This window comes from Chelatococcus reniformis (assembly GCF_014640075.1).
Classification (GTDB): Bacteria; Pseudomonadota; Alphaproteobacteria; order Rhizobiales; family Beijerinckiaceae; genus Camelimonas; species Camelimonas reniformis.
This window is the reverse complement of sequence record NZ_BMGG01000003.1, coordinates 380,316-405,401: the sequence shown is the minus strand read 5'-3', so window position 1 is coordinate 405,401 and position 25,086 is coordinate 380,316. Positions and strand designations below refer to the sequence as shown.

Below are 25,086 nucleotides of genomic sequence, written 5' to 3'. Positions count from 1 at the left end.
CGGCGCCGTCCGTATGAGATGAGGGTGGCGGCGGGTCTTTGTTTCGCGCGCCGGAGGGAACGAAACCGATGACGATAGCCAAGCTCCTGATCGCCAACCGGGGTGAGATCGCGGTTCGCATCGCACGCGCGGCGTCGGAGCTGGGCCTCGCCAGCGTCGCCGTCTTCGCCCGGGACGATGCCAGGTCGCTGCACGTTCGGGTCGCCGACGAGGCGGTCGAGCTCGAGCTCCAAGGGGCGGCCGCCTACCTCGACATCGAGGCTCTGGTGGCGGTGGCGAAGGCGACGGGCTGCGATGCGATCCACCCGGGCTATGGCTTCCTCAGCGAAAGCGCCACCTTCGCCCGGCGAGCGGCCGGGGAGGGGATCACCTTCGTCGGGCCGGCGCCGGAGCATCTCGAGCTGTTCGGCGACAAGTCGAAGGCGCGTGCCGCGGCGCGCGCCGCCGGCATCCCGCTGCTCGCCGGCACCTCCGGCCCGACCAGCCTGGACGAGGTCAAGGCCTTCTTCGCATCCCTGGGCCCGGACGCGGCGGTGATGATCAAGGCCATCGCCGGCGGCGGCGGCCGTGGCATGCGCGTCGTCACCGCGCTCGACGCCATCGACGCCGCCTACGAGCGCTGCCGCTCCGAGGCGCAGAGCGCCTTCGGCTCGGGCGATCTCTATGTCGAGCGCTATCTGCCGTCGGCCCGCCATATCGAGGTCCAGGTGGTGGGCGATGGCCGGCGCGTCACCCATCTCGGCGAGCGCGAATGCTCGATCCAGCGCCGCAACCAGAAGATCGTCGAGGTGGCCCCGAGTCCGACGCTGCCGTCGGCGCTACGCGAGGCGCTGTGCGCCGCCTCCGTCCGCCTCGCCGAAGAGGTGGGCTACCGCGGCCTCGGTACCTTCGAGTATTTGGTGCCCGCGGGCTCCGCCACGCCGACCGAGTTCGCCTTCATGGAGGTGAACCCGCGGCTTCAGGTGGAGCACACGGTGACCGAGGAGGTCTACGGCGTCGATCTCGTGCAGACACAGCTGAAGCTCGCAGCCGGCGCTTGCCTCGCCGACGTGGGCCTCGGCGAGCGCCTCGCGCCGCGAGGCTTCGCCATCGAGCTGCGCGTCAACATGGAGACCATCGCGGCCGACGGCTCGGCCCGCCCCTCGGGCGGCACGCTGGAGGCCTTCGACACGCCGGCGGGGCCGGGCATCCGCGTCGACAGCTTCGGCTACGCCGGCTACACCACCAGCCCGCGTTACGACTCGCTGCTCGCCAAGCTCGTCGTCCATAACGCCTCGCCCGACTATGGGGATGCGGTGCGCCGGGCCTACCGGGCCCTGTGCGAGTTCCGCATTCAGGGGGTGGCGACCAACCTGCCGCTGCTCCGGGCCCTGCTGAAGAGCCCCGCCTTCCTCGCCAACGAGGTGCACACGCGCTTCCTGGAGCAGCACATCGGCGCGCTGCTGGCCGACGCGGACGCCGGCCACCGGGAGCTGTTCCATCGCCCGGCCGCCGCGGCCGCCGGCAGGCCCAAGATCCGCAGCTCGCGCGAACGCGATCCCCTCGCCGTGTTCGACGGGGAGGGCGGTGGTGCCCTGGCGGAGGAGCCGTCCGCGGCGGCTGACCCGATCGAGATCGATGCGCCGGAGGGCCTGGTGGCCGTCGCCGCGCCGCTGCAGGGCACCATCGTCGGCATCGACGTCGCGGCAGGCACCCCTGTGCGGGCCGGTCAGCCGGTGCTCGTGCTCGAGGCCATGAAGATGGAGCACGTGGTCACAGCCGAAGTCTCCGGCATCGTTCGCCAGATCCTCGTCGCGCCGGGCGACACGGTGTTCGAGCGCTCGCCGCTCGTTTTCGTCGATCCGGCTGAAGTTGACGGCGTGCATGCGGAGGGGGCCGAGGCGGAGGATCTCGACGCCATCCGGCCCGACCTGGCGGAGGCCATCGAGCGCCACGAGGAGCTCTATGACGCGCGCCGGCCCGACGCCGTGGCGCGCCGCCGCAAGACCAATCAGCGGACCGTGCGGGAGAACATCGCCGACCTCGTCGACCCCGGCAGCTTCATCGAGTACGGCGCGCTCGCCGTCGCCGCCCAGCGCCAGCGGCGCTCGTTCGACGAGTTGCGCCGCGTCAGCCCCGCCGACGGCATGGTGACCGGTCTCGCTTCGGTCAACGGCGACGACTTTGCCGACGAGGCGGCACGCTGCGCCGTCATGGGCTACGACTACACGGTCTTCGCCGGCACGCAGGGCGTGATGAACCACCGCAAGAAGGACCGCCTGCTCGGCCTTGCGGAGCATTGGCGGCTGCCGGTGGTGGTGTTCGCCGAGGGCGGCGGCGGCCGGCCCGGCGACGAGTGGCCGGCGCCGGCGGGGCTCGACACCACGACCTTCCTGCGCTTCGGCGCCCTCAGCGGCCTCGTGCCGGTGGTCGGCGTGACCGCAGGGCGAGCGTTCGCGGGCAACGCCGCCGTGCTCGGCGGCTGCGACGTCATCATCGCCGCCGAAAACAGCAACATCGGCATGGGCGGCCCGGCCATGATCGAGGGCGGGGGCCTCGGCATCTTCCGTCCCGAGGACGTCGGGCCGATGAGCGTTCAGGTGCCCAACGGCGTCGTCGACATCGCCGTGGCCGACGAGGCCGAGGGCGTCAAGGCCGCCAAGAAATACCTGAGCTATTTTCAGGGGCGGCTCGCCGCATGGGATTGCGCCGATCAGCGCCGGCTGCGCCGCGCCATCCCCGAGAACCGTCTGCGCGCCTACGACATCCGGCCGCTCATCGAGACGCTCGCCGACAGCGGCTCGGTGCAGGAGCTGAGGCCTGGCTTCGGGGTCGGCATGATCACTGCGCTGATCCGCGTCGAGGGCCGGCCGATGGGCCTCATCGCCAATAATTCGCGGCACCTGGGCGGGGCCATCGATGCCGACGGCGGCGACAAGGCCGCTCGCTTCATCCAGCTCTGCGACGCTTTCGACCTGCCGATCGTGTCGCTGTGCGACACACCCGGCATGATGGTGGGACCGGAGGTGGAGAAGACGGCGCAGGTGCGGCACGTGTCGCGCATGTTCATTGCGGCGGCCAACGCCACCGTGCCCTATTTCACCGTCGTGCTACGCAAGGGCTACGGGCTGGGCGCGCTGGCCATGGCCGGCGGCAGCAGCCACGCCTCGTTCTTCCTCGTCTCCTGGCCCACCGGCGAGTTCGGCCCGATGGGTCTGGAGGGCGGCGTCAAGCTCGCCTACCGCAAGGAACTGCTGGCGATCGATGACCCGGCGCAGCGCAAGGCCTGGTTCGATCAGATGGTGGCCCAGGAGTATGAGAAGAACAAGGCGCTGAGCAGCGCCAGCTATCTGGAGGTCGACGATGTCATCGACCCCTCCGAAACCCGCCGTTGGCTCGTCCGTGGCTTGCGCTCGCTGCCGGCGCCGACGCCGCGTGCAGGCAAGAAGCGCGTCAGCGTCGACGTCTGGTAGCCGTTCCGGGCGCTGGCACAATCACCTGTCGCCCGTAGCATCCCGGCCAGGGCTCACGCGGGCCCGGCGGGCGGTCATCGGTCCGTCTTGAGCTTGGCGGCTTCGGCCTCGAGCTTGGCGCGGTCGTGCCCAAAGCGCTGGATCAACTCCCGCGCCTTGGCGGTGGTGATGCCGTGGCGCTCGGCGAAGCCATCGACGTCATACCCCGCCCCGGTCAGCGCATCGCGCTCCTGGCCGCCGGACGTCCTGATGTCACCGGTCATGGTGATCTCCGTTGCGAAGAGCCCCCAGGCCTATGAAATGGGAATTGCGGCCGAGCCGTTCCACCGTGCCCTGACCGACGTCGGGCACGGTTGCCGCTGCCATGGCCGGATCGATCCTATATAGGGCTTTAGACCTGATCTCTTGGGGCCGGAGCGCCGGGCGATCCGATGGGACACATCGATCGGCGGGACATGCTCCACGGAAACGCGCTCGCGCGGAGAAGCGGATATGAGCCGGTTCGGGATGGTGGCGGGAGCGGTGCTGGTGATCGGCGCCTGTCTCGCCGCGCAGACGGCCAACACGCCCGGCGTGCCGACACCGCGGACCGATGCTGGCCCGCCCGGGACGGCTCCGGCCGCAGGGCCGCCCGCCCCGCCCGTTGCCGCTGCCGATTCCGCGACGCTCGTTCCGCCGGGAGCCCATCCGCCGGCCCGGGAGGATCCGGCGCCGCCAGCGGGCGAACTGGCGCCGGGGTCCGGGCCACCGGCGTCGGGGGGCGTCACACCGATTGCGCCGCTGCACCTGCCGTCACCCATGCTCGAGGCGCGCACCATCGCGCGCGAGGCCTATGTCTACGGTGTGCCGCTGGTCAGCAGCTACGCCAGCCTCTACGCCCTCGCCGTCGACAAGGGGGGCCCGAACTACAAGGGACCCTTCAACACCCTGGTCAGCGTTGCCCAGGCGCCGACGCCCGACGACACGGCTTCCGTCGCCCCCAACGCCGACACCCTCTATACCTTCGCCGGCCTCGATCTCCGGGCCGAGCCGGTGGTGCTGACGGTGCCGCCCATGGAGAAGGAGCGGTACTTCGCCTTCCAGCTGATCGATCTCTACACCTACAATTTCGCCTATGCCGGCACGCGGAGGACGGGCAATGGGGGCGGCCGTTTCCTCATCGCCGGACCGAACTGGACGGGCACCGCGCCCGCGGACATCAGCCGGGTGATCCGCGCCGACACGGAGCTGGTCAGCCTTATCGGCCGCACGCAGCTGTTCGGGGCCTCTGACCTCGACAAGGTCAAGGCGATCCAGGCGGGCTACAAGCTCGAGCTCTTGTCGACCGTCACCGGCCGGCCGGCGCCGCGGGCGCCGGCCGTCGACTGGCTGAAGCCGGCGCGGCCGCGGGAGCTGCGTTCGTCGCTGGAGTTCTACGACATCCTGGCATTCGCGCTGCAGTTCGCGCCGCCATCGCCGGCCGAGGCGGCGTTGCGCGAGCGCTTCGCCACTATCGGTGTCGTGCCGGGCCGGCGCTTCGCCGTGACGGATCTCTCCAACGACATGAAGGCCGCGCTCTACACGGGCATGGCCGAGGGGCAGCGGACGATCGACACGCGCCGCACCGCGCTGGGCGGCAGGGTCGACGGGCTGTTCGGCACGCGCGAGATGCTGGCCGACGACTATGTGGCGCGGGCCCTCGGTGCCCAGGTCGGCTTCGGCGCCAACTCGCGCGACGAAGCGCTGTTCCCGCTCTACGAGCTCGACGCCAAGGGCCAGCCCCTCGACGGCAGCGAGGGCCGCTACACGCTGCGTTTCGCCAAAGGCCGGCTGCCGCCGGTCAACGCCTTCTGGTCCCTCACGCTCTACGACGCGCCGAGCCGGCGTCTGGTCGCCAATCCGATCAATCGCTACCTGATCAATTCGTCGATGCTGCCCTCTCTGAAGCGCGATCGCGACGGCGGTGTCACCATCCACATCCAGAACCAGCCGCCCGGCGGCGACAAGGACGCCAACTGGCTGCCGGCGCCCGACGGCCCGTTCGTGCTGGCCTTGCGTTACTACTGGCCCAAGCCCGAGCTGCTGAACGGAACTTGGCCGGCACCCAGGGTCGACAAGCTGCCCGAGCCGACGGCGCAGGCTCCATCGCATCAGCGGCCGGCGGCGCGTCCCGCGCGCGCCGCCGGCCGCTGATGCGGACGTCGGGAGGACACCCGTGAGCCCAGACGACCGCATACTCTCGATTTCGGATCTGCGCCGGCAGCCGGCACTCCGCGACGTGGTCACCGACCGCATCTGGAATGCCTGGTGGCGCACCAAGGGCATCCCGCTCGCGGTCATTGCCCGCCGGGTCGAGGAGACCCTGGCCGCGGACGGCCTGCCGTTGGCGCTGGTCGCCCATCGCGGCGAGCAGTTCCTTGGTACCGCGTCGGTGATCGCGAGCGATATGCCCGAGCGGCCGCTCTACACGCCCTGGGTCGCCGCGGTCTGGGTCGAGCCCGAACATCGCACGCGCGGCATCGGCGCGGCCCTGGTGCGTGCCGCCGCGGAGGCGGCGTTCGCCCGGGGCTTCGATCCGGTCTACCTCTGCGCCACGCCGGCAAATTCGCCGTTCTACCGCCGTCTCGGCTGGCGGCAGGTCGAGGCCGACATCGCAGGCCTCAACCTGTTCTCCGCATCGCCCGGTCAGTTGCACGCTCCCGCGGGCGTCTCGGCGGTCTAAAGCGCTTCCCGATCGGTGGAACCGGCCGAACGCAATGGAGCGAGGCAGGCCGCGCCCTGCTGAAGCAATTGCGGCACTCTCAGCCTGCGCTATGACGTAAAATCGCCTGGGCCGGGATAGGCTCCGGCGCCACTGCCCCGTAGGCCAGCGCAGCGAGCTTCCCATGTCGACGGTCACCTGGTCAGACGCCGTCTTCTCGATCAAGACGTTTGCGGCGGCGATGCTGGCTCTGTTCGTCGCCTTTACGCTGGACCTCTCGCAGCCCGGGTGGTCGGTCCTGACGGTCTACGTGGTGTCCCAGCCGAGTGCGGGCATGGTCGTCGCCAAGGCGACCTTCCGCGTCGTCGGCACCGTCATCGGGGCGCTCATGGCGGTGACGCTGGTCGGCGCCTTCTCGCAGGTGCCGGCGCTGTTTCTGATCGGGCTCGCCCTCTGGATCGCGGGCTGCGTCTTCGTCTCTGTACTGCTGCGGGACGCGCCGGCCGCCTACGGCGCCATGCTCGCCGGCTATAGCGCCGCGATCATCGGCGTGCCGGCGGTGCTGGCGCCCGACACCGCCTTCGACAGCGCGGTCGCGCGTTGTCTGGAAATCTCCCTCGGCATTCTCTGCGCGACCCTGGTCAGCCGGCTGGTCCTGCCGCGCACGACGGGCGAATCGCTGACCGCAGCCATCGACAGGTGCGTGGCGGCGAGCTGCGCCTGGGCGGGCGACGTCCTGAACGAGCGCATCGGGGGCGACAAGGGGCTGGCCGACCGTGCCGAGATGCTGGCCGACGTCGCCGCACTGGAGCAGTTGCGGATCTTCGCTGCGATCGACACGCCGGGCGCGCGGGCCGTCTCGGCGGCAGTGCGGCAACTTCAGGCGCAACTGCTGCGGCTGCTGGCCAATATGGTCTCCGTCCGCGATCGTCTGTCGGTGGTCAAGACCTATGCGCCCTATCTGCTCGACGAGCTGCGGCCGCTGCTGCAAGCGACGGACGCGGTCCTTCGCCAGCAGCTGACCGAGCCCGCGGAGGCCGCTCAAGCTCTGCCCCGCGAGACACAGCTGCGCGCGACGATTGCGGCGGCCCTGCCGGGTATGGCCGAGCTGGTGTCGGACAGGCAGCGGGTGCTGAGCCGCAACGTGCTGCTGCGGCTGGACGACACGCTGGTCACCGCGGCCGAACTGGCGCGGCTGCGCGATGCCATCACCGCCGGCAGGCCGTGGGCCGGCCCACCAGGCGAGGCCGAGGTGGCGCGATACCGCGACTATCCGCTCGCCGGGGTGGCGGCGGCGGTGGCCTTCATCGCAGTGCTGACGACAAGCATCTTCTGGGTCCTCACCGCCTGGTCGAACGGCAGCTCAGCCCTGCTGTTCGTCGGCGTCATCACCTCGATCGTGGCGAGCCTGGATGATCCGGTCGCCTCCGCTTCCAGCTTTCTGGGCATGACCGTTCTCGCCGCGGTGGTGGCAGGCGTCTACCTGTTCTGGGTATTTCCGGGCATCGACGACTTCGCCGGTATGGCTGTCTCGTTGATGGTGTTCCTCGTTCCGCTCGGTGCCGTGCTCGCCGTGCCCGGTGTCGGCCCCCGCTTCGTGCCGCTGGCGCTCAATACCGTGGCCCTCATCGGTTTCAGCAATGGCATGGCGCAGACCGATTTCGCCACCTTCGCCAACGGTGCGCTGGGGCTCATGGGCGGCATCGGCGTGGGCATCCTCAGCCTGCGCTTGCTGCGGCCGGTCGGCGTGGGATGGACCATCGAGCGCATGTGCCTGGGCCTGTTCGCGGATCTCGGCCGTCAGGCGGGCCGTGGCCGGCCGCGGCCGCGCACCCGCTTCAGCGGGCTGGTTCTCGATCGCATCAACACCCTGCTGCCGCGGCTGACCCCTGGAGACTCGGGGCACAGCGAGCTGATCGAGGGCGCGATGGCGGGCCTGCGCATCGGCCTCAACATCACGGAACTCCAACTGGTCAAACGGTCGCTGCCGCCGGCCCTGCGTCTGCGGGTCGAGGCCGCGCTCGATGCCCTCGCCCAGCATTTCCGCGCGCTCGCCGCCGGGCGCCCCCGCATGGACGCCATGGCGGAGGTCGACGCGGCCATCGCCGCGCTCCTGGCGGACGAGGCGAAGCGGCAGGAGCGAGGGGACGAACCCCTGACCGACGCGTTGTCCCAAGCCGCGATCATGAGCCTGGTGTCGCTGACGGCGATCGGCGGCGGGCTCCGCCGCCATCGGGACGTCTTCGCCATCGCCCTGCCCGGTGCCGCCTCGCCGGCCATCGTCGGAGCGCCGGCATGATGCCTCACTTCCGGGAGATCGGCGTCTTGGGCGTGTACCTGCCGCCCATTCTCGTCTACGCGCTGGTGGCGGGCCTGCTGTTCGCGGTGCTGCGGCGACTGCTCTCGTATGCCGGCTACGAACGCTTCGTCTGGCATCCCCCGCTGGCCGAACTTGCCCTCTACGTCCTGTTGCTGGCGGCTGTCGCGGCCGTGGCCCCGCTCTACATGCCTTAGGTCTCGCTCCTGTGCATATCCTCCTCTCCCGCGTCTTCGTGACCCTCGTGCTGGTGACCGCTGCCGCAGCGGCGGGGTTCTTTCTCTGGCGCAACTACGTGCTGAGCCCCTGGACGCGGGACGGACGCGTGCGTGCCAACGTCGTCGAGGTCGCCCCGGACGTTGCCGGGCAGGTTGTCGAGCTGAAGGTTCGGGACAACCAACGGGTCAGGAAAGGTGACGTTCTGTTCGTCATCGACCAGGAGCGCTTTCGCCTGGCCGTCGAGCAGGCCGTGGCCGCGATCAGCGGCCGCCAGGCCGAGCGCGACGAATTGAACCGGGAATACCAGCGGCGCACGAAGTTATCGGAGGCCGCTGTCGCCGCCGAGACGGTCGAAAAGGCGCGAGCCGCGGTGCTCAGCGCCGACGCCGCGCTGGCCCAGGCCCAGGTGGACCTCGGCGTGGCTAAGCTCAATCTGGAGCGCGCCCAGGTGCGCTCGCCAGTCAACGGCTATGTAACCAACCTGCTGCTCGACGTCGGCGACTATGCTACCGCCGGCAAGGCCATGCTGGCCGTGGTCGACGCCGACAGCTTCTACGTGCTCGGCTATTTCGAGGAGACGAAGCTGCCGGCGATCCGGCTGGGCGCCAGGGCATCCATCCGATTGATGAGCTTCGCACAGCCTCTCGACGGCCACGTTGAAGGGGTGGCGCGCGCCATTGTCGACCGCGAGGCGACCGACGGGCTGATCGCCAACGTCAATCCCACCTTCGCCTGGGTGCGCTTGGCCCAGCGCATCCCCGTGCGCATCGCGATCGACCATGTTCCGGAGGGCGTCGAGCTCTCCGCCGGCATGACCGCGACGGTCGTCGTCGAGCGGTGAGGTTTGCGCCCGTCAGCGGCGCGTGCCGACGCGGTGGCCGGTTGCCGCGGCCTTGTCGACGCCGCCATGAGCGTTGCTGTCGTTGGCGACGTCACCCTCGATCGTCGTTGCACCGCCCAAAAGGTCCAATTCGCCGCTGGGGACCTGGGCTGCGCCCTTCGAGCCGCCGATCATGGGATTGCCCTTCAGGTCCGCGTCAGTGGGTTTGGCGGTCTTGCGATGCTTGCTCACAGGCTCCTCCTGGAGCGCTTCGCGATGGGGTTTGATCACCCTCTCGCTAAGAAGCGCCAAAAATTCAAAAGACCTAGGAAAGCATTTCCGCGTTTCTTCGGATCGTCGAAATGCTCTATCTGTTTGATTTGTCGCGTTTTCTTCACGCGAACCGGCGTCCACTTCGCTCGAAACGCTCTAGGCGGGGAGAACGCCGAGACCAAATGCTCTCGATTCCCCGCCCGGCGCCGCGGCGGCTCCTGGGATCAACCCCTGTTGCGCGCGAATGTTCGCTGGCTCTTGGCCGTAGGCGTCGCCTTCGGTCCGAGAGATGGCGCAAGCCTCAGGAGTGAGCGCTCGTCTGGCAGGAGGCGATCGCAGATATCGGTCGATCGCGGCAAGATCGCCGCCGCACCAGAGCGTGAAAAGACCGGTCGGACCCGCCCGCCCGACAATGCCAAACAGGCTCTAAGAGGCCTGCCTGTTGAAGATCGGCCGCCGCTTCTCCAGGAAGGCGGCAATGCCCTCCTTGGCGTCGGGGCTGGCGGTTGCGGCGCGGGCCTCGGCCGCTTCGACGTCGAGGCCAGCGCGGGTCACCGTGTCGCCCGAAACCTCGACGCAGCGCCGGATGCCGTTCACGGCCGCCCGGCTGAAGCCGGTCACCGTCCGCGCCAGCGCCTCGGCCGCATCCAGCACGGATTCGCCCGCTGCGACGACCCGGTCGAGCAGACCCATGGCCAGCGCCTCGGCCGCCGGGACGGAGCGGCCGGTCAACATCATGTCGAGGGCCCGCGCCCGCCCCACGAGCGCCGGCAGGAACTGCGTGCCGCCGTAGGAGGGCAAGACGCCCAGCTTGATCTCGGGCAGGGACACGCTGACGTGGGGAGCGGCAACCCTGAAGGTGCTGCACATGGCGAGCTCCAGGCCGCCGCCGTAGGCGAGACCGTTGATCGCCGCGACGCTAATGACGGGCGAGCGGCTCAGGCGCACGAACAGGTCGCGCGCCAGGTCTGTCTTCGCCGCCGCGGCCTCGTCGCTCATCTGCATGATCTCGGCGAGGTCGGTGCCCGCGCAGAACGCCTTGTCTCCCTGCCCGTGGATTAGAAGGAAATGCCCGCGGCCGCCCTCCAGCTCCGTCAGTGCCGAGGCCAGGCCGTCGAGCACGGCGCGCGTGACCGCGTTGAGCTTGGCTTGGCGGGTGATCCGGAAGATGCCGCCGCCCTCCAGCCACTCGATCTCGCAATCGTCGCTTGTGCAGGGGGCGCTGGCCGTCATGACGTCCTCGATGAGATGGAATGGTCAGGGTTCGCAGTCATGGCATCCATGATCGGGAACTTCAAACCTGCCCATCAGCACCAGGCGCACAGCGCGGGCGATTGCGCGGGCCGCCCCGAGGAAGGCTGTTGGGGCAGGACGCATGGCGGGATAGGCTGCGGTGCTCCTGCCCCGCGCTCCGGGGTGTCGCCCGCCACGCGTCCGCTTCAGCCATGTGCAATCTCTACAGCTTGACCACCGCGCAGAAGGCCATCCTCGAGCTGGCGCGGGCGCTGCGCGACCTCACCGGAAACCTGTCGCCGCTGCCCGGCGTCTTTCCCGATTATGCGGCGCCGATCGTGCGCACCGGTGCCGACGGCGTGCGGGAACTCGCCATGGCGCGGTGGGGGATGCCGAGCCCCTCCGGCGCGCTCAAGGGCCGCACCGCCGACCCGGGCGTGACCAACATCCGCAACACCGCGAGCCCGCATTGGCGCCCCTGGCTCGCGGCGGAGAACCGCTGCCTCGTGCCCTTCAACTCGTTCTCCGAGCCCGAGTATCTGCCCACGGGCAAGAGCCAGCCGGCCTGGTTCGCCTTCGATGAGGGCCGCCCGCTCGCCTTCTTCGCCGGGCTGCACTGCTGTGGCTGGCGCTCCGTGCGCAAAGTCAGGGAGGGTGAGACGACGAACGATCTCTTCGCCGTGCTGACCACCGAAGCCAACGCCGAGGTCGGCGCCATTCATCCCAAGGCGATGCCGGTGATCTTGACCACGCCGGACGAGTGGGAGGCTTGGCTTGCGGCGCCGCCGGCGGGGGCGCTCAAGCTGCAGCGCCCGTTGCCGGACGGCGCGCTCACGATCGTGGCGCGCGGCGAGAAGGAGGACGGGCGTGGCGCCGTCGGCACGCCCCTGCCGGTGCCTCCGCCGGCGCAGGGCAGCCTCTTTTGAACGCGACGCCGCGGCCCCGTCGTGGCGGCGTCGATCGCAGCCGATATCGGCAAGATCGCCGACCCGCCAGAGCGTGAAGAGACCCGTCGGACTGAGCTGCCCGACATGTCCAATAAGGCCCTTAGGGCCGAGGCTTCGATCGGCTGGCGCCGCTGGTGCGGAGCCAGGCCTGCATATCGGCGATCTCCTTCAACTGGTCATCGATGATCTTCTGGGCCAGCGCCCGGGTTGCGGGGTCCGTGGCATAAGTGAGTGCCACCCGTGCCATGTCGATGGCGCCCTGATGATGCGGGATCATGTGGGTGCGGAAGTCGACGTCGGCGTCGCCGGTGTAGACGACCTGCATATTGCGCATCATGGCGTTGTCGGCCGCCTTGAACGCCTTGGTCGAGACGGCCTCTCCCGTGGGGGCCACGCCCTGATGCATGCCGTGCGTCGCAGCTCCATCGGTAGCGGGCGCGGCGTGGTCATGGGCGCTCTGGGCCGCAGCCGCTCCGATCGATGCGGCGAGTACGGCGGTGGCGGTGAGGGGCCTGATCGTCGAGGTCATCGGTCTGTCCTTCAGAGTGAGGTGCCCCGTTCGGCAGCTGGCGCGTGCACGCTTGCTTGCGGCGCACGTCAGCGCGGCCGGCGGGCAGGGACGGAAGGTGGGCGGGGCCCGAGGGCGCCGTCAGCCGGCTGCTCTGGGAGGTTCGGCGGGTGCTTCGGCTTCGACGCCGGTGGGTATCAGCGCCAAGGGGGCGGGCACCCGCCGGCCGGGCGTGGCGAGCGGCGCGATCTCGATCCGCGCAGGTAGCACCCCGCAGATGCAGCAAGCCATAGCGGCGGCACCGCAGCACAGGGCGCCGCACTCCGTGCCCGACGTGCCTGCCGCGTCGGCCACAGAAGCCGGCGCGTGATCTGCGACGCCGGCTGCCGCCCTGTGAGCGGCCGCGTGCGAGGCGATCACGCGGACATCGTGGCGCAAACCGTCATGGCCGGCGTTGGCACGGACGGATGACGGCGCCAGGGCCGCGGCGATGAGCGCGATCGCCGCGACGAACATCCCCGCCAACTGCCGTTCGAAACTGGCCAAGCCCGGTCCGCCTCACGTGTCCAACGGAGAGGGCTAAGGCTTGCCATGCGGGAAGGTCAACGGGTGTCGCGCGCGCCGCGGCGCAAAAAGGCGTCGGCATAAGGCCTGTCATCGAGAGAATGACATGCTAGCAGGGAGTTGCATGGGGGATGGATTCCCCCCGGGCAAATGAAGAGCGCCGCTGGGAGCGGCCCGAAGCTGGGAGAGAAGCATGACGCAGCTGTACAATTCCGACCTGTCGCCATTCGCCGGGCGCGTGCGCGTCGGCTGCCTCTACAAGGGGGTGCCGCTCGAGTTGGCCGACCCGCCGGGCGGTCTGCATTCGGAGGCGTACCGGGCCATAACCCCGATCGACAAGTTGCCGGTGATGACCCACGGCGACCTGGTGATGCCGGAATCGCAGGTCATCCTGGAGTATCTGGACGAGACCCACGAGGGGCCCTCGCTGTTGCCGGGCACGGCCGCGGAGCGGGCGCGGGCGCGCTTGCTCGCGCGCCTCGGTGACCTCTACGTGTTTCCGCCGCTCACGACGCTATTCGGCCAGCTCAATCCCAAATACCGCGACGCGGCGGTGGTGGATGCCAAGTTGGCGGAGCTCAAGAAGGCCCTTGGCTATGTGGAGCATCACCTGGCCGGCGGCCCGTTCGCGGCCGGCCCGGCCTTCAGCGTGGCCGACTGCGCATTGCCGACCGTGTGCTTCTTCGTCGACAATTTCGCGCCGGTGTTCGGCCTGACCGAGCCCTATGCGGAGGCGCCGAAGCTGCGCGCCTACCTGGCCGGGATCGCGGCACACCCGGCCGTGGCGCCGATCCTTGCCGCGCAGACCGAAGCGTTGCGCAAGATGCAGAAGCGCTGATCGACGTTGCCGGAGTGCCGCAGCGGCGTGCCTGCCGCCGCGGCGCTCCGGCCCGCTCGAAGACGGCGCACCATCCCCCGGGAGTATCTGATAAGCCGGCTGATTTTTGCCGAAGCAGCGCTGCGCCGCGTCCACGATGAGCCTATGCGGCTCAATCCGGCTCGGATGTGACGCGCGCTGCGAACATGGCTTCGATCTGTGTATCGCCGAGGCCTGCCTCGTGCAGGACCTCACGGCTTTGCTCGCCCAGGCGCGGGGCGGGCCGGGCGGCGCAGCCCTCGGTCTTGGAGAATTGAGCGGCGACGCCGGGCATGCGCAGGGCGCCTTCGGAGGGGTGCGCGATGTCCACGAAGAAGTTCTTCGCTGCCAGATGGGGATCGTCGATCAGGTCGTCGACGGAGTTCATGCGGGACACGGGGATATCGGCGCCGTCCAGCAACGCCAAGCACTCCTCCGTCGTGCGCTCGCGCATGACGTCGGCGACCATGCCGTAGATCTCGTCGATATGCCTGGTGCGGCTGGTGATCGAGGCGAAGCGCGGATCCGACGTCCAGACCTCGGGCCGGCCGATCGCCTCGAAGAAGCGCCTCCATTGACGGTCGTTGTAGATCAGCGCGCAAACGTAGCCGTCGCGCGTCCGGTAGGGCCGGCGGTCCTTTGAGAGTAGACGCGGGTAGCCGGTCGCGCCCTCCGCCTGGTCGAACAGCCGCCCGCCCAAATGGTCGGCGAGAACGAAGCCGGCCATGGTCTCGAACATGGGGATGTCGAGCCTCTGGCCCTCGCCGGTGCGCTGGCGATGCCACAGGGCGGCCATGATGGCAGAGACGCCGTAAAGCCCGACGACCCGGTCGGCCATCGCCAGCGGCACGTAGCGCGGTTCCGCCGAGCCCGAGGCCGAGAACAGGCTGGGGATGGCCGCCATGCCCTGGATCAGATCGTCGTAGGCCGGTCGCGCGGCGTTGGGGCCGTCCTGGCCGTAGCCGAACAAGCCCGCATAGACGATGCCGGGGTTCGCCGCCTTGATCGCGTCGTAGGACAGTCCCAGCCGGTCCATGACCTTGGGGCGCAGATTGTAGACGAACAGGTCGCAGCCCGCGGCGATGCGCAGCAGCGCGTCGCGCCCTTCGCGCGCCTTGAGGTCCAGCACGACGCTGCGCTTGCCCCGGTTGGCCTGCAGGAAGATGGCGCCCATGCCTGCGTGGCGGGCGGGGCCGAGGCCACGGACGGTATCGCCGTCCGGTGGCTCCACCTTGATGACGTCCGCCCCCATGTCGGCCAGCATCTGGGTGGCGTAGGGACCCATCAGGGTATTCGTCAGGTCGACGACCTTGAGGCCGCTCAGCGCTCCGGCCATGGTCAGTGCATCTCGAAGCTGAGCTTGGCGACCGTCGCCCGCCGTTCGTCGGGGGTCAGTAGCGACATCAGCGCCTTGCCCATCGAGTTGACCTGGATGGGCCGCGTCTCGCCGATCTTGGCTGAGTAGCGGATGCGGTGGGTGGATTTAAGCACGTCCGGATGGTGATACCGTGTGCTGGCAAAATAGCGAGAAGAACCGACCCCCGCGTGACGCCCTTGCTTACATAAATGGTCATGCCTCAGTGTGACGCCTTTCCTTACAGGAATACATATGCGCCGCTGGGCGCTTAACCCATACGCGATGTGACATGCGCATCGCGCATGGGCATGATCGACCGAGCGAAATACGCGCCCGGCCTGAACACCCATTAATTGGTCGAGATCGGCTTGCCGACGGCCCGCCAGGCAGTGCCGTCGAACTCCTGCAACTGCATCTTGTTGTAGATGCTGTAGTTGTCCGGCGTGATGGTCAGGCTGATGTCGGGCAGCAGCATGGGCGGGCGGTAGTCGCGCACCTGTTTAGCGGTGGCCATCAGCCGCTCTTGGGTGAGCTCCTTGCCGGTCTTCTCGATGATATGACGGATGAGATCGCCAATGACATAGCCGAACACATTGCTGCCGCTGGTCTTGTCACCGCGCGGATAATACTTGTCCATCCACGCCAGCCACGCGAGGGTTTCCGGATCATCCTTCCAGCGGACGTCGGTCGGGTCCTTGAGCACCGCGGCCGTCACCACGCCCTTGGCGTTCTCAAAGCCGGCGTTCTTGAGGGTCGGGTTCACTGCGGAGCCGATGTAACTCAGGTAAATCTTCGGCCTCCAGCCCATGACGCCCATTTTCTGCAGGGCCTGGCTTGTCTGCTTGGAATAGGAGCCCATCACCAGGGTGTCGGCCCCCGAGGCTTTCAGCGCCAAGATCTTGGAATCTACCGTCGGGTCCGTCAGCTCATAGCTTTCCTTTGCGACGATCAACTTGTCAGCCTTGTCGCCGAGACCGATCTGCACGCCCTTGACGTAATCCTTGCCGAAGTCGTCGTTCTGATAAAAGATGCCGATCCTTGCGTTCGGGTTATCCTGCAGGATCGCCCTGGCGTAGAGTTTGGCCTCGCCGAAATAGGTCGGCAGGCCGGGTAAGCTCAGCGGCGCGTTCTTCGGCTCCTGGAAAACATGCGAGCCGGACATCACGAACAACTGAGGTATACCCTTGACGTGCAGGTATTTCTGCACGGCGACCCCGGTGGGGGTTCCACTCTGACCGAACAGGGCGAAAATGCCGTCCTGCTCCACCAGCGCCCGTGTCTGCTCCACCGCTTTCGGCGGACTGAGAGCGTCGTCGCGCAGCAGCACCTTGATCTTGCGGCCATTTATGCCGCCTTCATCATTGACCTTGGTGAAATAGCCCTCAAAGGCGTAGCCGAGGATGCCATAGGCCGAAGCCGGACCGCTCAGCGGCTGCAAGGTTCCCAGCCTGATTTCCGTATCGGTGACCCCGGGAGCGTCGGCGGCGACAGCCGCCCTGCCCATTCCCGCCACAACCACGGACAACCCGATCGCGCATACACAAAACCCGCGCGTGATTTTCATGGTGTTTCCTCGCCTTGCGCCGGCTGCTGTCATGTCAATGCGCGCCAGTTTGCACGGATGGTATGGGCTGGCGTCGCCCCGCCGTCAATTTGCTCGCCATCGCGATCGCCACGAAACCATGAACGAGGCCATATCCACGAAGCCTGCGGGAAGACCGGCCGGCTGCTGTCTCTAAGGAATTGCCAGGCCAAAGTCGCCGACGAAACGAACGCGGTGCAGGACACTCTGAAGTCCTTCGCTGAGATCGGCGGTGTGTCGGTCGGTGCACACGATGATGGCCAGCCGCTGGGCGACGTCACTACAAGGCGATCGGGCCGGGCCGGCTTCAAAGCCGTTGGCAACCAGGCTGACCGCCACCATGGCGGAGGCCGTCGGCATATAGAGGCCCGCGGCGACGGCGAGCAACGGTACCACCGTCACCTGCGCCGCGCGGCCCGAGGCGCGCTTCACCTACTGCCATCTCGTGCTTGAGGATCATGCGGACGTGCCGCCGGTTGCCGCCGCCCGTCCTCTGCATCGAGGGGCGCCAACTCACTCCGCGGGGACTACGGCCGGCGCGAGTCGCCGCGGCACCGTCTTCTTGCGCTGCAGCTTGCTCATCAGCAGGTAGATCACCGGCGTGGAATATAGCGTCAGCACCTGCGACAGCACCAGGCCCCCGACGATGGTGATGCCGAGCGGCCGACGCATCTCGGCGCCGGCGCCGATGGCGACGGCGAGCGGCACGGCGCCCAGGATCGCCGCCATGGTGGTCATCAGGATCGGCCGGAAGCGGGCCAGGCAGGCCTCGAAGATGGCGTCGTGCGCGGACAGGCCACGCCGTCGCTCGGCCATGATGGCGAAGTCGACGAGCATGATGCCGTTCTTCTTCACGATGCCGATCAGGAGAATGATGCCGATGAAGGCGATGATGGTCAGCTCGGTGTTGGCGGCGCGCAGCGCGAGCAGCGCCCCCAGGCCTGCCGGCGGCAACGTCGAGATGATGGTGATCGGGTGCAGCAGGCTTTCGTAGAGGACGCCGAGGATGATGTAGATGGCGAGCAACGCCGAAAGCAGCAGCACGATCTGGTTGGCGCCCTCTTGGGCGAGCGCCTTGGCGTCGCCGGCGAAATCCGCATGGATGCCGTCGGGCAGGTGCAGCCCGTCGATCGCCCGCCGCAGCGCCGCATTGGCGCTTTCCAGCGGCACGGCGGGGGCGTTCGCGTAGTTGATGGTGATCGACGGGAACACCCCCTGGTGGTTGACCACGAGCGGCTGGGTGGTGCGCTCCACGCGCGCGATGCTGGCCAGCGGGATCTGCCGGTTGCCGCTGCCGCTCACATAGATGCCGGTGAGGTCCTCGGGATCGCGCTGGCGCGACGGCGTGATGCCCATGATCACCGAATACTGGTTCTTCTGACCGTAGATGGTCGAGACTTGGGACTGGGCGAAGGCGGCGGCGAGCGCGTTGTCGACGTCCTTCATGGCGACGCCGACGCGGGCCGCCGCCTGGCGGTCGATGACGAGGTTGGCCTGCAAGCCGCCCTGCTCGCGATCGGTCGAGACGTCGACGAGCTCAGGCACCTTGCGCAGGCGGGCGAGCACCTGGGGCGTCCAGGTGTCGAGGTCGTCGAGGCTCGATGACCACAAGGTGAATTGATAAGCGGACTTACCGGCCCGGGCACCGGTCCGCAGGTCCTGCACCGGCGTGAGATAGACGGCCAGGCCCGGCAGCTTCGACACCTCGCGGCGCAGCCGCGCGACCACCTGGGCGGAGGTCAGGCGCCGCTCCGCTTCGGGCTTCAGACTGACGAACAGCCGCCCCTGGTTGACCGAGCCCATGCCGCCGCCGATGAACGAAGCCGTGCCCTGCACGGCCGGGTCTGCCGCCACGATGTCGGCCGCCTGCTGCTGCAGCGCCGCCATTTGCGGAAAGGACACGTCGGCGGAGGCGTTGGTGAAGCCGAAGATGAGCCCGGTATCGTCCTGGGGAAAGGTGCCTTTGGGGATGTCCTTGAACATCTGCACCGTGAGCGCCACCGTCCCCACCAGCACGATCAGCATGAACCAGGGATGGCGCAGCACCACGTGCAGCGAGCGCCCGTAGGCGGCGATCACCCAGGCCATCGCGCCTTCGAACAGCCGCCCCACCAGGCTCCGTGGCGGGCCGCTGTCGGGCTTCATGAAATGCGCGCAAATCATGGGCGTCACCGTCAGCGATACCAGCGTCGAGGTGATCACGGCGAAGGTGAGGGTGAGCGAGAACTCACGAAACAGCAGGCCGCCCAGCCCGCCCATGAACAGCAGCGGGACGAAGGCGGCGATCAGCGACAGGCTGATCGAGATGACCGTGAAGCCGATCTCGCGGGCGCCGGCGAGCGCCGCGGAAAAGCGATCCAGGCCGCGCTCCATGTGGCTGTGGATATTCTCGATCATGACGATGGCGTCGTCGACGACGAAGCCGACCGAGATGGTGATGGCCATCAGCGACAGGTTGTCGAGGGTGAAGCCCACGGCCCACATGGCGGCGAAGGTGCCGGCCAGCGACAGCGGCACCGTCACGCCGGCGGCCAGCGTCGGTGTCAGCCGCCGCAGGAACAGGAACACCACCATCATCACCAGCGCGATGGTGATGAGCAGCGTCTTCTGGATGTCGTCGACCGAGGCGCGGATGGTCATGGTGCGGTCGGACATGATGGCGACGTCGATGCCGGCCGGGATCCAGGCTTTCAGTTCCGGCAGCAGGGCCTTCACGCGGTCGACCGTCTCGATGACGTTGGCGTCGGGCTGCTTGGTCACCGTGATCAGCACGGCGGGCTTGCCGTTGTACCAGCCCGCCGCGCGGGTGTTGCGCACGCCGCGCTCGATCGTGGCGATGTCCTTCAGCTGCACGATGGTGCCGTTGGCCGCTCTCACCACCAGACGCCCGAACTCCTCCGGCTCGGTCATCTGGTTGTTGGCGGCGATGGTCAGGCCCTTGCTGGCGCCGTCGAGCGTCCCGAGCGGCGACACCGTGTTGGCAGTGACGATCGCGTTGCGGACGTCGGCGAGCGCGATGCCCATGGCGGCCAGGCGCTGCGGGTCGACGTTGACGCGGATCGACGGCTGCTCGGCGCCGGCCACCGTCACGTCGGCGACGCCCTCCACCTGCGACACGCGCTGCAGGAGCACCGTGTCGGCCGCATCGTAGATGGCGCTCGGCGGCATGGTGTCCGAGGTGAGCGCCAGGATCAGCACCGGCATGGCGGCGGAGTTCGCCTTGCGGAACGTCGGCAGGATCGGCAGGTCGCTCGGCAGATCGATGGCGGCGGCATTGAGCGCGGCCTGGACGTCGCGGGCCGCCGCGTCGACCGGGCGCGACAAATCGAACTGCACCGAGATCACGGTCGAGCCGAGCGAGCTCGACGAGGTGAGCTCGTTGACGCCGGCCATGCTGGCGAGGCTCCGCTCGAGGGGGGCGGCGACGGTCGCCGCCATGGTGGCCGGGTCGGCTCCCGGTCGGCTGGCGATCACCCGCACGGTCGGGAACTCAATGGCCGGCAGGCTGGCGACCGGCAGGAAGGCGTAGGCCACCGCGCCCAGCAGGAACAGGCCGACCGCCAGCAGGGTGGTGCCGACCGGCCGCCTGATGAAGGGCGCCGAGATGTTCATCACTCTGCCGCCTTGCGCAGGGAGGCCGTCATCTCCTCGGCCGCAGGCGGACGAGCCTGCGGCGTGCTGCCGCTCAGCCGTTGCCGCAGGCGCTCCACCGCCAGATAGATGACCGGCGTGGTGTAGAGCGTCAGCAGCTGGCTGAGCACGAGGCCGCCGATGATGGTGATGCCGAGGGGAACGCGCAGCTCGCTACCCGTGCCGCTGGCCAGCGCCAGGGGCAGGGCGCCGAACAGGGCGGCGAGCGTCGTCATCATGATCGGCCGGAAGCGCAGCCGACACGCTCGGACGATGGCGTCGGCCGGCGACAGGCCGTCGTTGCGCTCGGCGTCGAGGGCGAAGTCGATCATCATGATCGCGTTCTTCTTCACGATGCCCATCAGCAGCACGATGCCGATGAGGGCGACGATCGACAGGTCATGCCCGGTCAACATGAGCGCGAGCAGGGCGCCGACGCCTGCCGACGGCAGTGTCGTCAGGATCGTGAAGGGGTGGGCGAAGCTCTCGTAGAGAATGCCCAGCACGAGATAGATGGTTACGACGGCCGCCAGCAGCAGCCAGGGCTCGCTCGCCAGGGACTTGCTGAACTCCGCCGCGTCGGCGCTGAACCGGCCGGTGACGGTTGTCGGCATGCCGATGTCGGCTTCAGCCTTGGAGATCGCCTGCACGGCGGCGCCGAGCGCGGCCCCATGGGCCAGGTCGAAGCTGATGGTGGCGGCCGGAAACTGCTCCTGGCGAGCGATCGACAGGGGCGCCGTGCGATGCTCGAAGCGCGCGAACGCGGCCAGCGGCACCTGGGCGCCGGTCGCGCCCAGGACGGATGAACCGATGGTGGTGTTGCCAGACGTGGTGCTGGTGTTGGTGAGGTACTGGTTGGAGCCGGCCCCCGGCACGTACAGCTTGGCGAGCTGGGACGGATCACGCTGGTAGCGCGGATCGATTTCGAGGATCACCCGGTATTGGTTCGACTGGGCGTAGATGGTCGACACCTGACGCTGCCCGAAGGCATCGTACAGGATGTCGTTGACGTTCTGCATGGAGATGCCGAGCCGGCCGGCCTTCTCGCGGTCGACGTCGATGAACAGCCGCAAGCCGTTCTGCTCGGTCTCGTTGGCGACGTTGCGCATCAAGGGGTCGCCGCGCAGGCGCTCGGCCAGGCGTTGCGACCACGTGGCGACGACGTCGGGGTCGGTTCCGGTGAGCGTGTACTGGTACTGGGAGCGGCTGGCGCGGGTGGTGATCTGGATGTCCTGCACCGGCTGCACGAAGGCCGTCGCGCCGGGCACGACGGCCACGGCCCGGCGCAGGCGCTCGGCGATGATCGCCGCATCGTCGGTGCGCTCGTCCTTGGGCCTCAGCGTCACGATGAGGCGCGCCGTGTTGGTGGTGGCGTTGAGCGGGCCGACGCCGAGCACGGAAGCGACGCCGGTGACGTCTCCGTCCTTGCGGATGACGGCGACGGCTCTCTCCTGGAGCTCGCCCAGCGCCTCGAATGAGATATCGGGAGTGCCCTCGAGCACCACGTTGAGCAGGCCGGTATCCTGCACCGGGAGGAAGCCCTTGGGCATGCGCACGTAGAGCACCACGGTGAGCACCAGGGTGGCTAGCGTCAGCAGCAGCATGAGGCCTTGCCGCTTGAGCGCCCAGCCGAGCGTCAAGTCATAGACGCGCGCCATCCACTCCCAGGGTTTCTCCGCGAGCCGCATGAAGAGGTTGGGACGCTCGCCGCTCTCGGCGCGCAGCAGGCGTGAGCACATCATCGGCGTCAGCGTGAGCGACACCACGGCCGACACCACCACCGCGATGGTCAGCGTCAGCGCGAACTCGCGGAACATGCGGCCGACCACGCCGGTCATGAACAGCAGCGGGATGAACACGGCGATCAGCGACACCGTGAGCGACACGACGGTGAAGCCGATCTCGCGCGCGCCGTCGATCGCCGCCTTGAACGGCGATTTGCCGCTTTCGATGTTGCGGACGATGTTCTCGATCATCACGATCGCGTCGTCGACGATGAAACCGGTGCCGATCGTCAGCGCCATCAGGGACAGGTTGTCGAGGCTGAAGCCGCAGAACCACATGACGGCGAACGTGGCCACGAGCGACAGAGGCAGTGCCACACCGGCGATGATGGTGGCCCGGACGGTGCGCAGGAACAGCAGCACCACGAGCACCACGAGCCCTGCCGACAGCACCAGCGTGAACTGCACGTCCGCGATCGAGGCGCGGATCGTGTCCGTTCGGTCGTGCACGACCTTGAGCTCGATTCCCGACGGCAGGGCTTGCTGAAGCCGCGGCAGTTGCTGAAGCACGTTGTCGACGGTGGCGACGATGTTGGCGCCAGGCTGCCTCTGAATATCGAGCAGCACCGCGCGCTCGCCGCGGAACCAGCCGCCCACGCGTGTGTTCTCCAGCCCCTCGACCACGTTGGCGACGTCGCGCAGCAGCACCGGAGCGCGGTTGCGGTAGGCGATGATGATGTTGCGGTATTCCTCGGCGGAGGCGATCTGGTCGTTGGCGCCGATGGTGTAAGCCTGATGGGTGCCGTCGAGCGCGCCTTTGGAACCGGCGACGTTGGCGGCGATGATCGCCTGGCGCAGGTCCTCCAGGCTGATCTGGTAGGAGGCGAGCCGGGCGGGATCGGCCTGGATGCGCACGGCGGGCTTGATGCCGCCGGCGACGCTCACCCGCCCGACGCCGCTCATCTCACTCAGCCGCGGCGCGAGCAGCGTGTCGGCGAGATCGCTCAACTGGCGCAGTGCAACGTTGTCGGAGGTCAGCGCGATGGTGAGAACGGGAGTGTCCGCCGGATTGACCTTCGCGTAGGTGGGCGGATAGGGCATGTTCTTGGGCAGGAGCGAGGCAGCCGCATTGATGGCCGACTGCACGTCCTGGGCGGCGCCGTCGATGTCCCGGTCGAGGCTGAATTGCAGCGTGATCTGGCTCAGGCCGAACGAGCTCTGCGACGACATCGCTTCCAGCGCCGGAATTTTGCCGAGCTGTCGCTCCAGCGGTGCTGTGACGATCGCTGAAATGGTGTCGGGATTGGCGCCGGGCAGCTGCGTGGAGACCTGGATGGTCGGGAAGGCGACCTGCGGCAGGGCGGACACGGGCAGCCAGAAGTAGCCTAACACTCCGCACAGCAGTACCGCGACGCCCAGCAGCGACGTCGCGATCGGCCGGACGATGAAGGGCGTCGAGATGCTCATCGCTTGCCGTCCGCCGCCTCCGACTGCTGTCGATGTGGGCGGTGAGGGCCATCCTGATCGGCGTTTGCCGTGGCCGACGCAGGGGCCGGCGCTGCGGCGCCGGGCGCGGTCGCATCCGCGACGGTGACGGCGACGTGCGCGCCGTCGGTAAGACGGGAAAATCCGGTGGTGACCACCCGCGCCGGCGGGGCCAGCCCCGACGTGATCACCGCCCGGGTCTCGTCCTGGCGGCCGACGACGACGTTGGCGAGCCTGACGGTGTCGTCGTCGTTCAGCACGTAGACATAGGCGCCGCTCGGGCCGCGCTGCACCGCGGCGGTCGGCACCACCACCGCCTTGGCGATGGTGTCGACGAAAATACGGACGTTGACGAACTGGCCCGGCCATAGGCTCCGCTCGGCGTTGGTAAAGATAGCCTTGATCTTGACCGTGCCGGTCGTGGCGTCGACCTGGTTGTCGATCACGGCCACGGTGCCGGTGGCGAGTACCGTGGCATTGTCGGAGTCGAGTGCCTGCACCTGAACCGAGCCTCGCCCCATCGCCCTGTTGGCGGCGGTGAGATATTGCTGCGGCAGGTTGAAGACGAGGGCGATCGGCTCGAGCTGCGCCACCACGACGATGCCGGTGGCATCGGAGGCGCGCAGAATGTTGCCGGCATCGACGAGGCGAATGCCGGTGCGCCCCTCGATCGGCGAGGTGATGGTGGTGCGGTCGAGCTGCGCCTTGGCATTGTCGATGGCGCCCTGGTCCGACCGCACCTGGGCCTGATACTGGGCGACCAGAGACTTCTGGGTATCGGCTTGCTGCTGCGAGCCGTAGCTGGAGGCTGCAAGCTTGCTGTAGCGCTCCAGGTCGAGGCGCGCGTTGGCGAGCAGCGCCTCATCCTGCGCCTTCTTGGCGACGGCCTGGTCGTATTGGGCCTGGTAGGTCACCGGATCCACATGGGCGAGGACGTCGCCGCGCTTGACGTCCTGTCCGTCTTTGAACGCGAGCGACAGCAGGCGTCCGTCCACCTGCGTGCGGACCGTCACCGTATTGAGCGCCTGGATGGTGCCCACCGCATCGATGCTGACCGGCACGTCCTCACGGCGCACCGTCGCGGCGAGCACCGGGATCGGCCCGTCGGTGCCGCGGCCGCGGCGGCCCCGGCCGGCCGGGGCCTCGCCCCGACGGCCGTCGTCACCGGCGGTGGCCGCCTGGTCCTGGCCTCCGCCCACGCCGGGAAGGCCGCGCAGCCAGCCGCGCTCGTAGGCCTGCCAGGACGCGATGCCGGCGACCGCGACCAAAATGAGCAGGAGGAGGGAACGGCGTGTCATGGGCTGGCATTCGCTTCTGAGCTGGCATTCGCTTCAGTTGGGGACATCGTGACGGATCGGCCTTCATGATTGGTTATGCAGCGAGAGCTTAACCCTGCGCTCGCATCTGCGAGTGCGGCAGCTGTCCTCTGTTGTGGCGCA

Annotated in this window: 20 protein-coding genes; 8 read left to right on the top strand and 12 right to left on the bottom strand. The window is 68.5% G+C overall.

Annotation, left to right across the window (positions count from 1 at the left end; translation table 11 throughout):
* Positions 1-68 precede the first annotated feature (68 nt).
* On the top strand, positions 69-3,452 hold the full coding sequence (locus IEW34_RS09945; protein ID WP_188609007.1) for a carboxyl transferase domain-containing protein: 3,384 nt from the start codon (positions 69-71) through the stop codon (positions 3,450-3,452).
* 74 nt (positions 3,453-3,526) lie between these two features.
* Here the strand turns inward: IEW34_RS09945 and IEW34_RS09940 are convergent, their stop codons facing one another.
* On the bottom strand, positions 3,527-3,715 hold the full coding sequence (locus tag IEW34_RS09940) for a DUF3606 domain-containing protein (RefSeq protein WP_188609006.1): 189 nt from the start codon (positions 3,713-3,715) through the stop codon (positions 3,527-3,529).
* A 229-nt stretch (positions 3,716-3,944) separates the two neighbouring features.
* On the opposite strand from IEW34_RS09940, the gene IEW34_RS09935 reads away from it, so the two are divergent.
* The 5 genes from IEW34_RS09935 to IEW34_RS09915 all read left to right on the top strand — a co-directional run bounded on the left by IEW34_RS09935 (position 3,945) and on the right by IEW34_RS09915 (position 9,509).
* Positions 3,945-5,624, top strand: a complete 1,680-nt coding sequence (locus IEW34_RS09935; RefSeq protein ID WP_244641903.1) for a DUF1254 domain-containing protein — start codon at positions 3,945-3,947, stop codon at positions 5,622-5,624.
* 22 nt (positions 5,625-5,646) lie between these two features.
* A complete protein-coding gene (locus tag IEW34_RS09930; RefSeq protein WP_188609005.1) occupies positions 5,647-6,153 on the top strand; it encodes a GNAT family N-acetyltransferase in 507 nt (168 codons plus the stop codon).
* Positions 6,154-6,316: 163 nt separating this feature from the next.
* On the top strand, positions 6,317-8,431 hold the full coding sequence (locus IEW34_RS09925; protein ID WP_188609004.1) for an FUSC family protein: 2,115 nt from the start codon (positions 6,317-6,319) through the stop codon (positions 8,429-8,431).
* The gene (locus IEW34_RS09920) at positions 8,428-8,646 is read left to right on the top strand and encodes a DUF1656 domain-containing protein (protein ID WP_244641902.1); all 219 of its coding nucleotides are present in this window, start codon (positions 8,428-8,430) and stop codon (positions 8,644-8,646) included. Before IEW34_RS09925 ends, IEW34_RS09920 begins: the two co-directional genes overlap by 4 nt.
* Before the next feature lie 11 nt (positions 8,647-8,657).
* The gene (locus IEW34_RS09915) at positions 8,658-9,509 is read left to right on the top strand and encodes an efflux RND transporter periplasmic adaptor subunit (protein ID WP_188609003.1); all 852 of its coding nucleotides are present in this window, start codon (positions 8,658-8,660) and stop codon (positions 9,507-9,509) included.
* A gap of 12 nt (positions 9,510-9,521) precedes the next feature.
* Here the strand turns inward: IEW34_RS09915 and IEW34_RS09910 are convergent, their stop codons facing one another.
* Complete coding sequence (locus IEW34_RS09910; RefSeq protein WP_188609268.1) at positions 9,522-9,740, bottom strand: hypothetical protein; 219 nt, start codon at positions 9,738-9,740, stop codon at positions 9,522-9,524.
* Between the two features lie 447 nt (positions 9,741-10,187).
* On the bottom strand, positions 10,188-10,994 hold the full coding sequence (locus tag IEW34_RS09905; RefSeq protein ID WP_188609002.1) for an enoyl-CoA hydratase/isomerase family protein: 807 nt from the start codon (positions 10,992-10,994) through the stop codon (positions 10,188-10,190).
* 212 nt (positions 10,995-11,206) lie between these two features.
* On the opposite strand from IEW34_RS09905, the gene IEW34_RS09900 reads away from it, so the two are divergent.
* Positions 11,207-11,920: an SOS response-associated peptidase gene (locus tag IEW34_RS09900; RefSeq protein ID WP_188609001.1), complete on the top strand. Its 714-nt coding sequence runs from the start codon at positions 11,207-11,209 to the stop codon at positions 11,918-11,920.
* Positions 11,921-12,041: 121 nt separating this feature from the next.
* On the opposite strand, the gene copM is transcribed toward IEW34_RS09900, so the two are convergent.
* Both copM and IEW34_RS09890 read right to left on the bottom strand, forming a co-directional pair.
* Complete coding sequence (gene copM / locus IEW34_RS09895) at positions 12,042-12,470, bottom strand: CopM family metallochaperone (protein ID WP_188609000.1); 429 nt, start codon at positions 12,468-12,470, stop codon at positions 12,042-12,044.
* 120 nt (positions 12,471-12,590) lie between these two features.
* Complete coding sequence (locus IEW34_RS09890; RefSeq protein WP_188608999.1) at positions 12,591-12,965, bottom strand: hypothetical protein; 375 nt, start codon at positions 12,963-12,965, stop codon at positions 12,591-12,593.
* A gap of 241 nt (positions 12,966-13,206) precedes the next feature.
* Here IEW34_RS09890 and IEW34_RS09885 point away from each other — a divergent pair, with 241 nt between their 5' ends.
* Positions 13,207-13,851: a glutathione S-transferase family protein gene (locus IEW34_RS09885; protein ID WP_188608998.1), complete on the top strand. Its 645-nt coding sequence runs from the start codon at positions 13,207-13,209 to the stop codon at positions 13,849-13,851.
* Between the two features lie 151 nt (positions 13,852-14,002).
* Here IEW34_RS09885 and IEW34_RS09880 read toward each other — a convergent pair whose 3' ends face one another.
* The 7 genes from IEW34_RS09880 to IEW34_RS09850 all read right to left on the bottom strand — a co-directional run bounded on the left by IEW34_RS09880 (position 14,003) and on the right by IEW34_RS09850 (position 24,945).
* On the bottom strand, positions 14,003-15,205 hold the full coding sequence (locus tag IEW34_RS09880; RefSeq protein WP_188608997.1) for a CaiB/BaiF CoA transferase family protein: 1,203 nt from the start codon (positions 15,203-15,205) through the stop codon (positions 14,003-14,005).
* Between the two features lie 2 nt (positions 15,206-15,207).
* A complete protein-coding gene (locus IEW34_RS09875) occupies positions 15,208-15,360 on the bottom strand; it encodes a hypothetical protein (protein WP_188608996.1) in 153 nt (50 codons plus the stop codon).
* A 215-nt stretch (positions 15,361-15,575) separates the two neighbouring features.
* Positions 15,576-16,790 carry an ABC transporter substrate-binding protein gene (locus IEW34_RS09870; protein WP_188608995.1) on the bottom strand — a complete coding sequence of 405 codons (1,215 nt, stop codon included), beginning with the start codon at positions 16,788-16,790 and terminating at the stop codon, positions 15,576-15,578.
* 171 nt (positions 16,791-16,961) lie between these two features.
* Positions 16,962-17,240: a hypothetical protein gene (locus tag IEW34_RS31205; RefSeq protein WP_188608994.1), complete on the bottom strand. Its 279-nt coding sequence runs from the start codon at positions 17,238-17,240 to the stop codon at positions 16,962-16,964.
* Between the two features lie 81 nt (positions 17,241-17,321).
* Positions 17,322-20,420, bottom strand: a complete 3,099-nt coding sequence (locus IEW34_RS09860; RefSeq protein WP_188608993.1) for an efflux RND transporter permease subunit — start codon at positions 20,418-20,420, stop codon at positions 17,322-17,324.
* Positions 20,420-23,629: an efflux RND transporter permease subunit gene (locus tag IEW34_RS09855; protein WP_188608992.1), complete on the bottom strand. Its 3,210-nt coding sequence runs from the start codon at positions 23,627-23,629 to the stop codon at positions 20,420-20,422. The genes IEW34_RS09860 and IEW34_RS09855 overlap by 1 nt, the downstream gene beginning before the upstream one ends.
* The gene (locus IEW34_RS09850) at positions 23,626-24,945 is read right to left on the bottom strand and encodes an efflux RND transporter periplasmic adaptor subunit (protein ID WP_188608991.1); all 1,320 of its coding nucleotides are present in this window, start codon (positions 24,943-24,945) and stop codon (positions 23,626-23,628) included. The genes IEW34_RS09855 and IEW34_RS09850 overlap by 4 nt, the downstream gene beginning before the upstream one ends.
* Between the last annotated feature and the right edge of the window lie 141 nt (positions 24,946-25,086).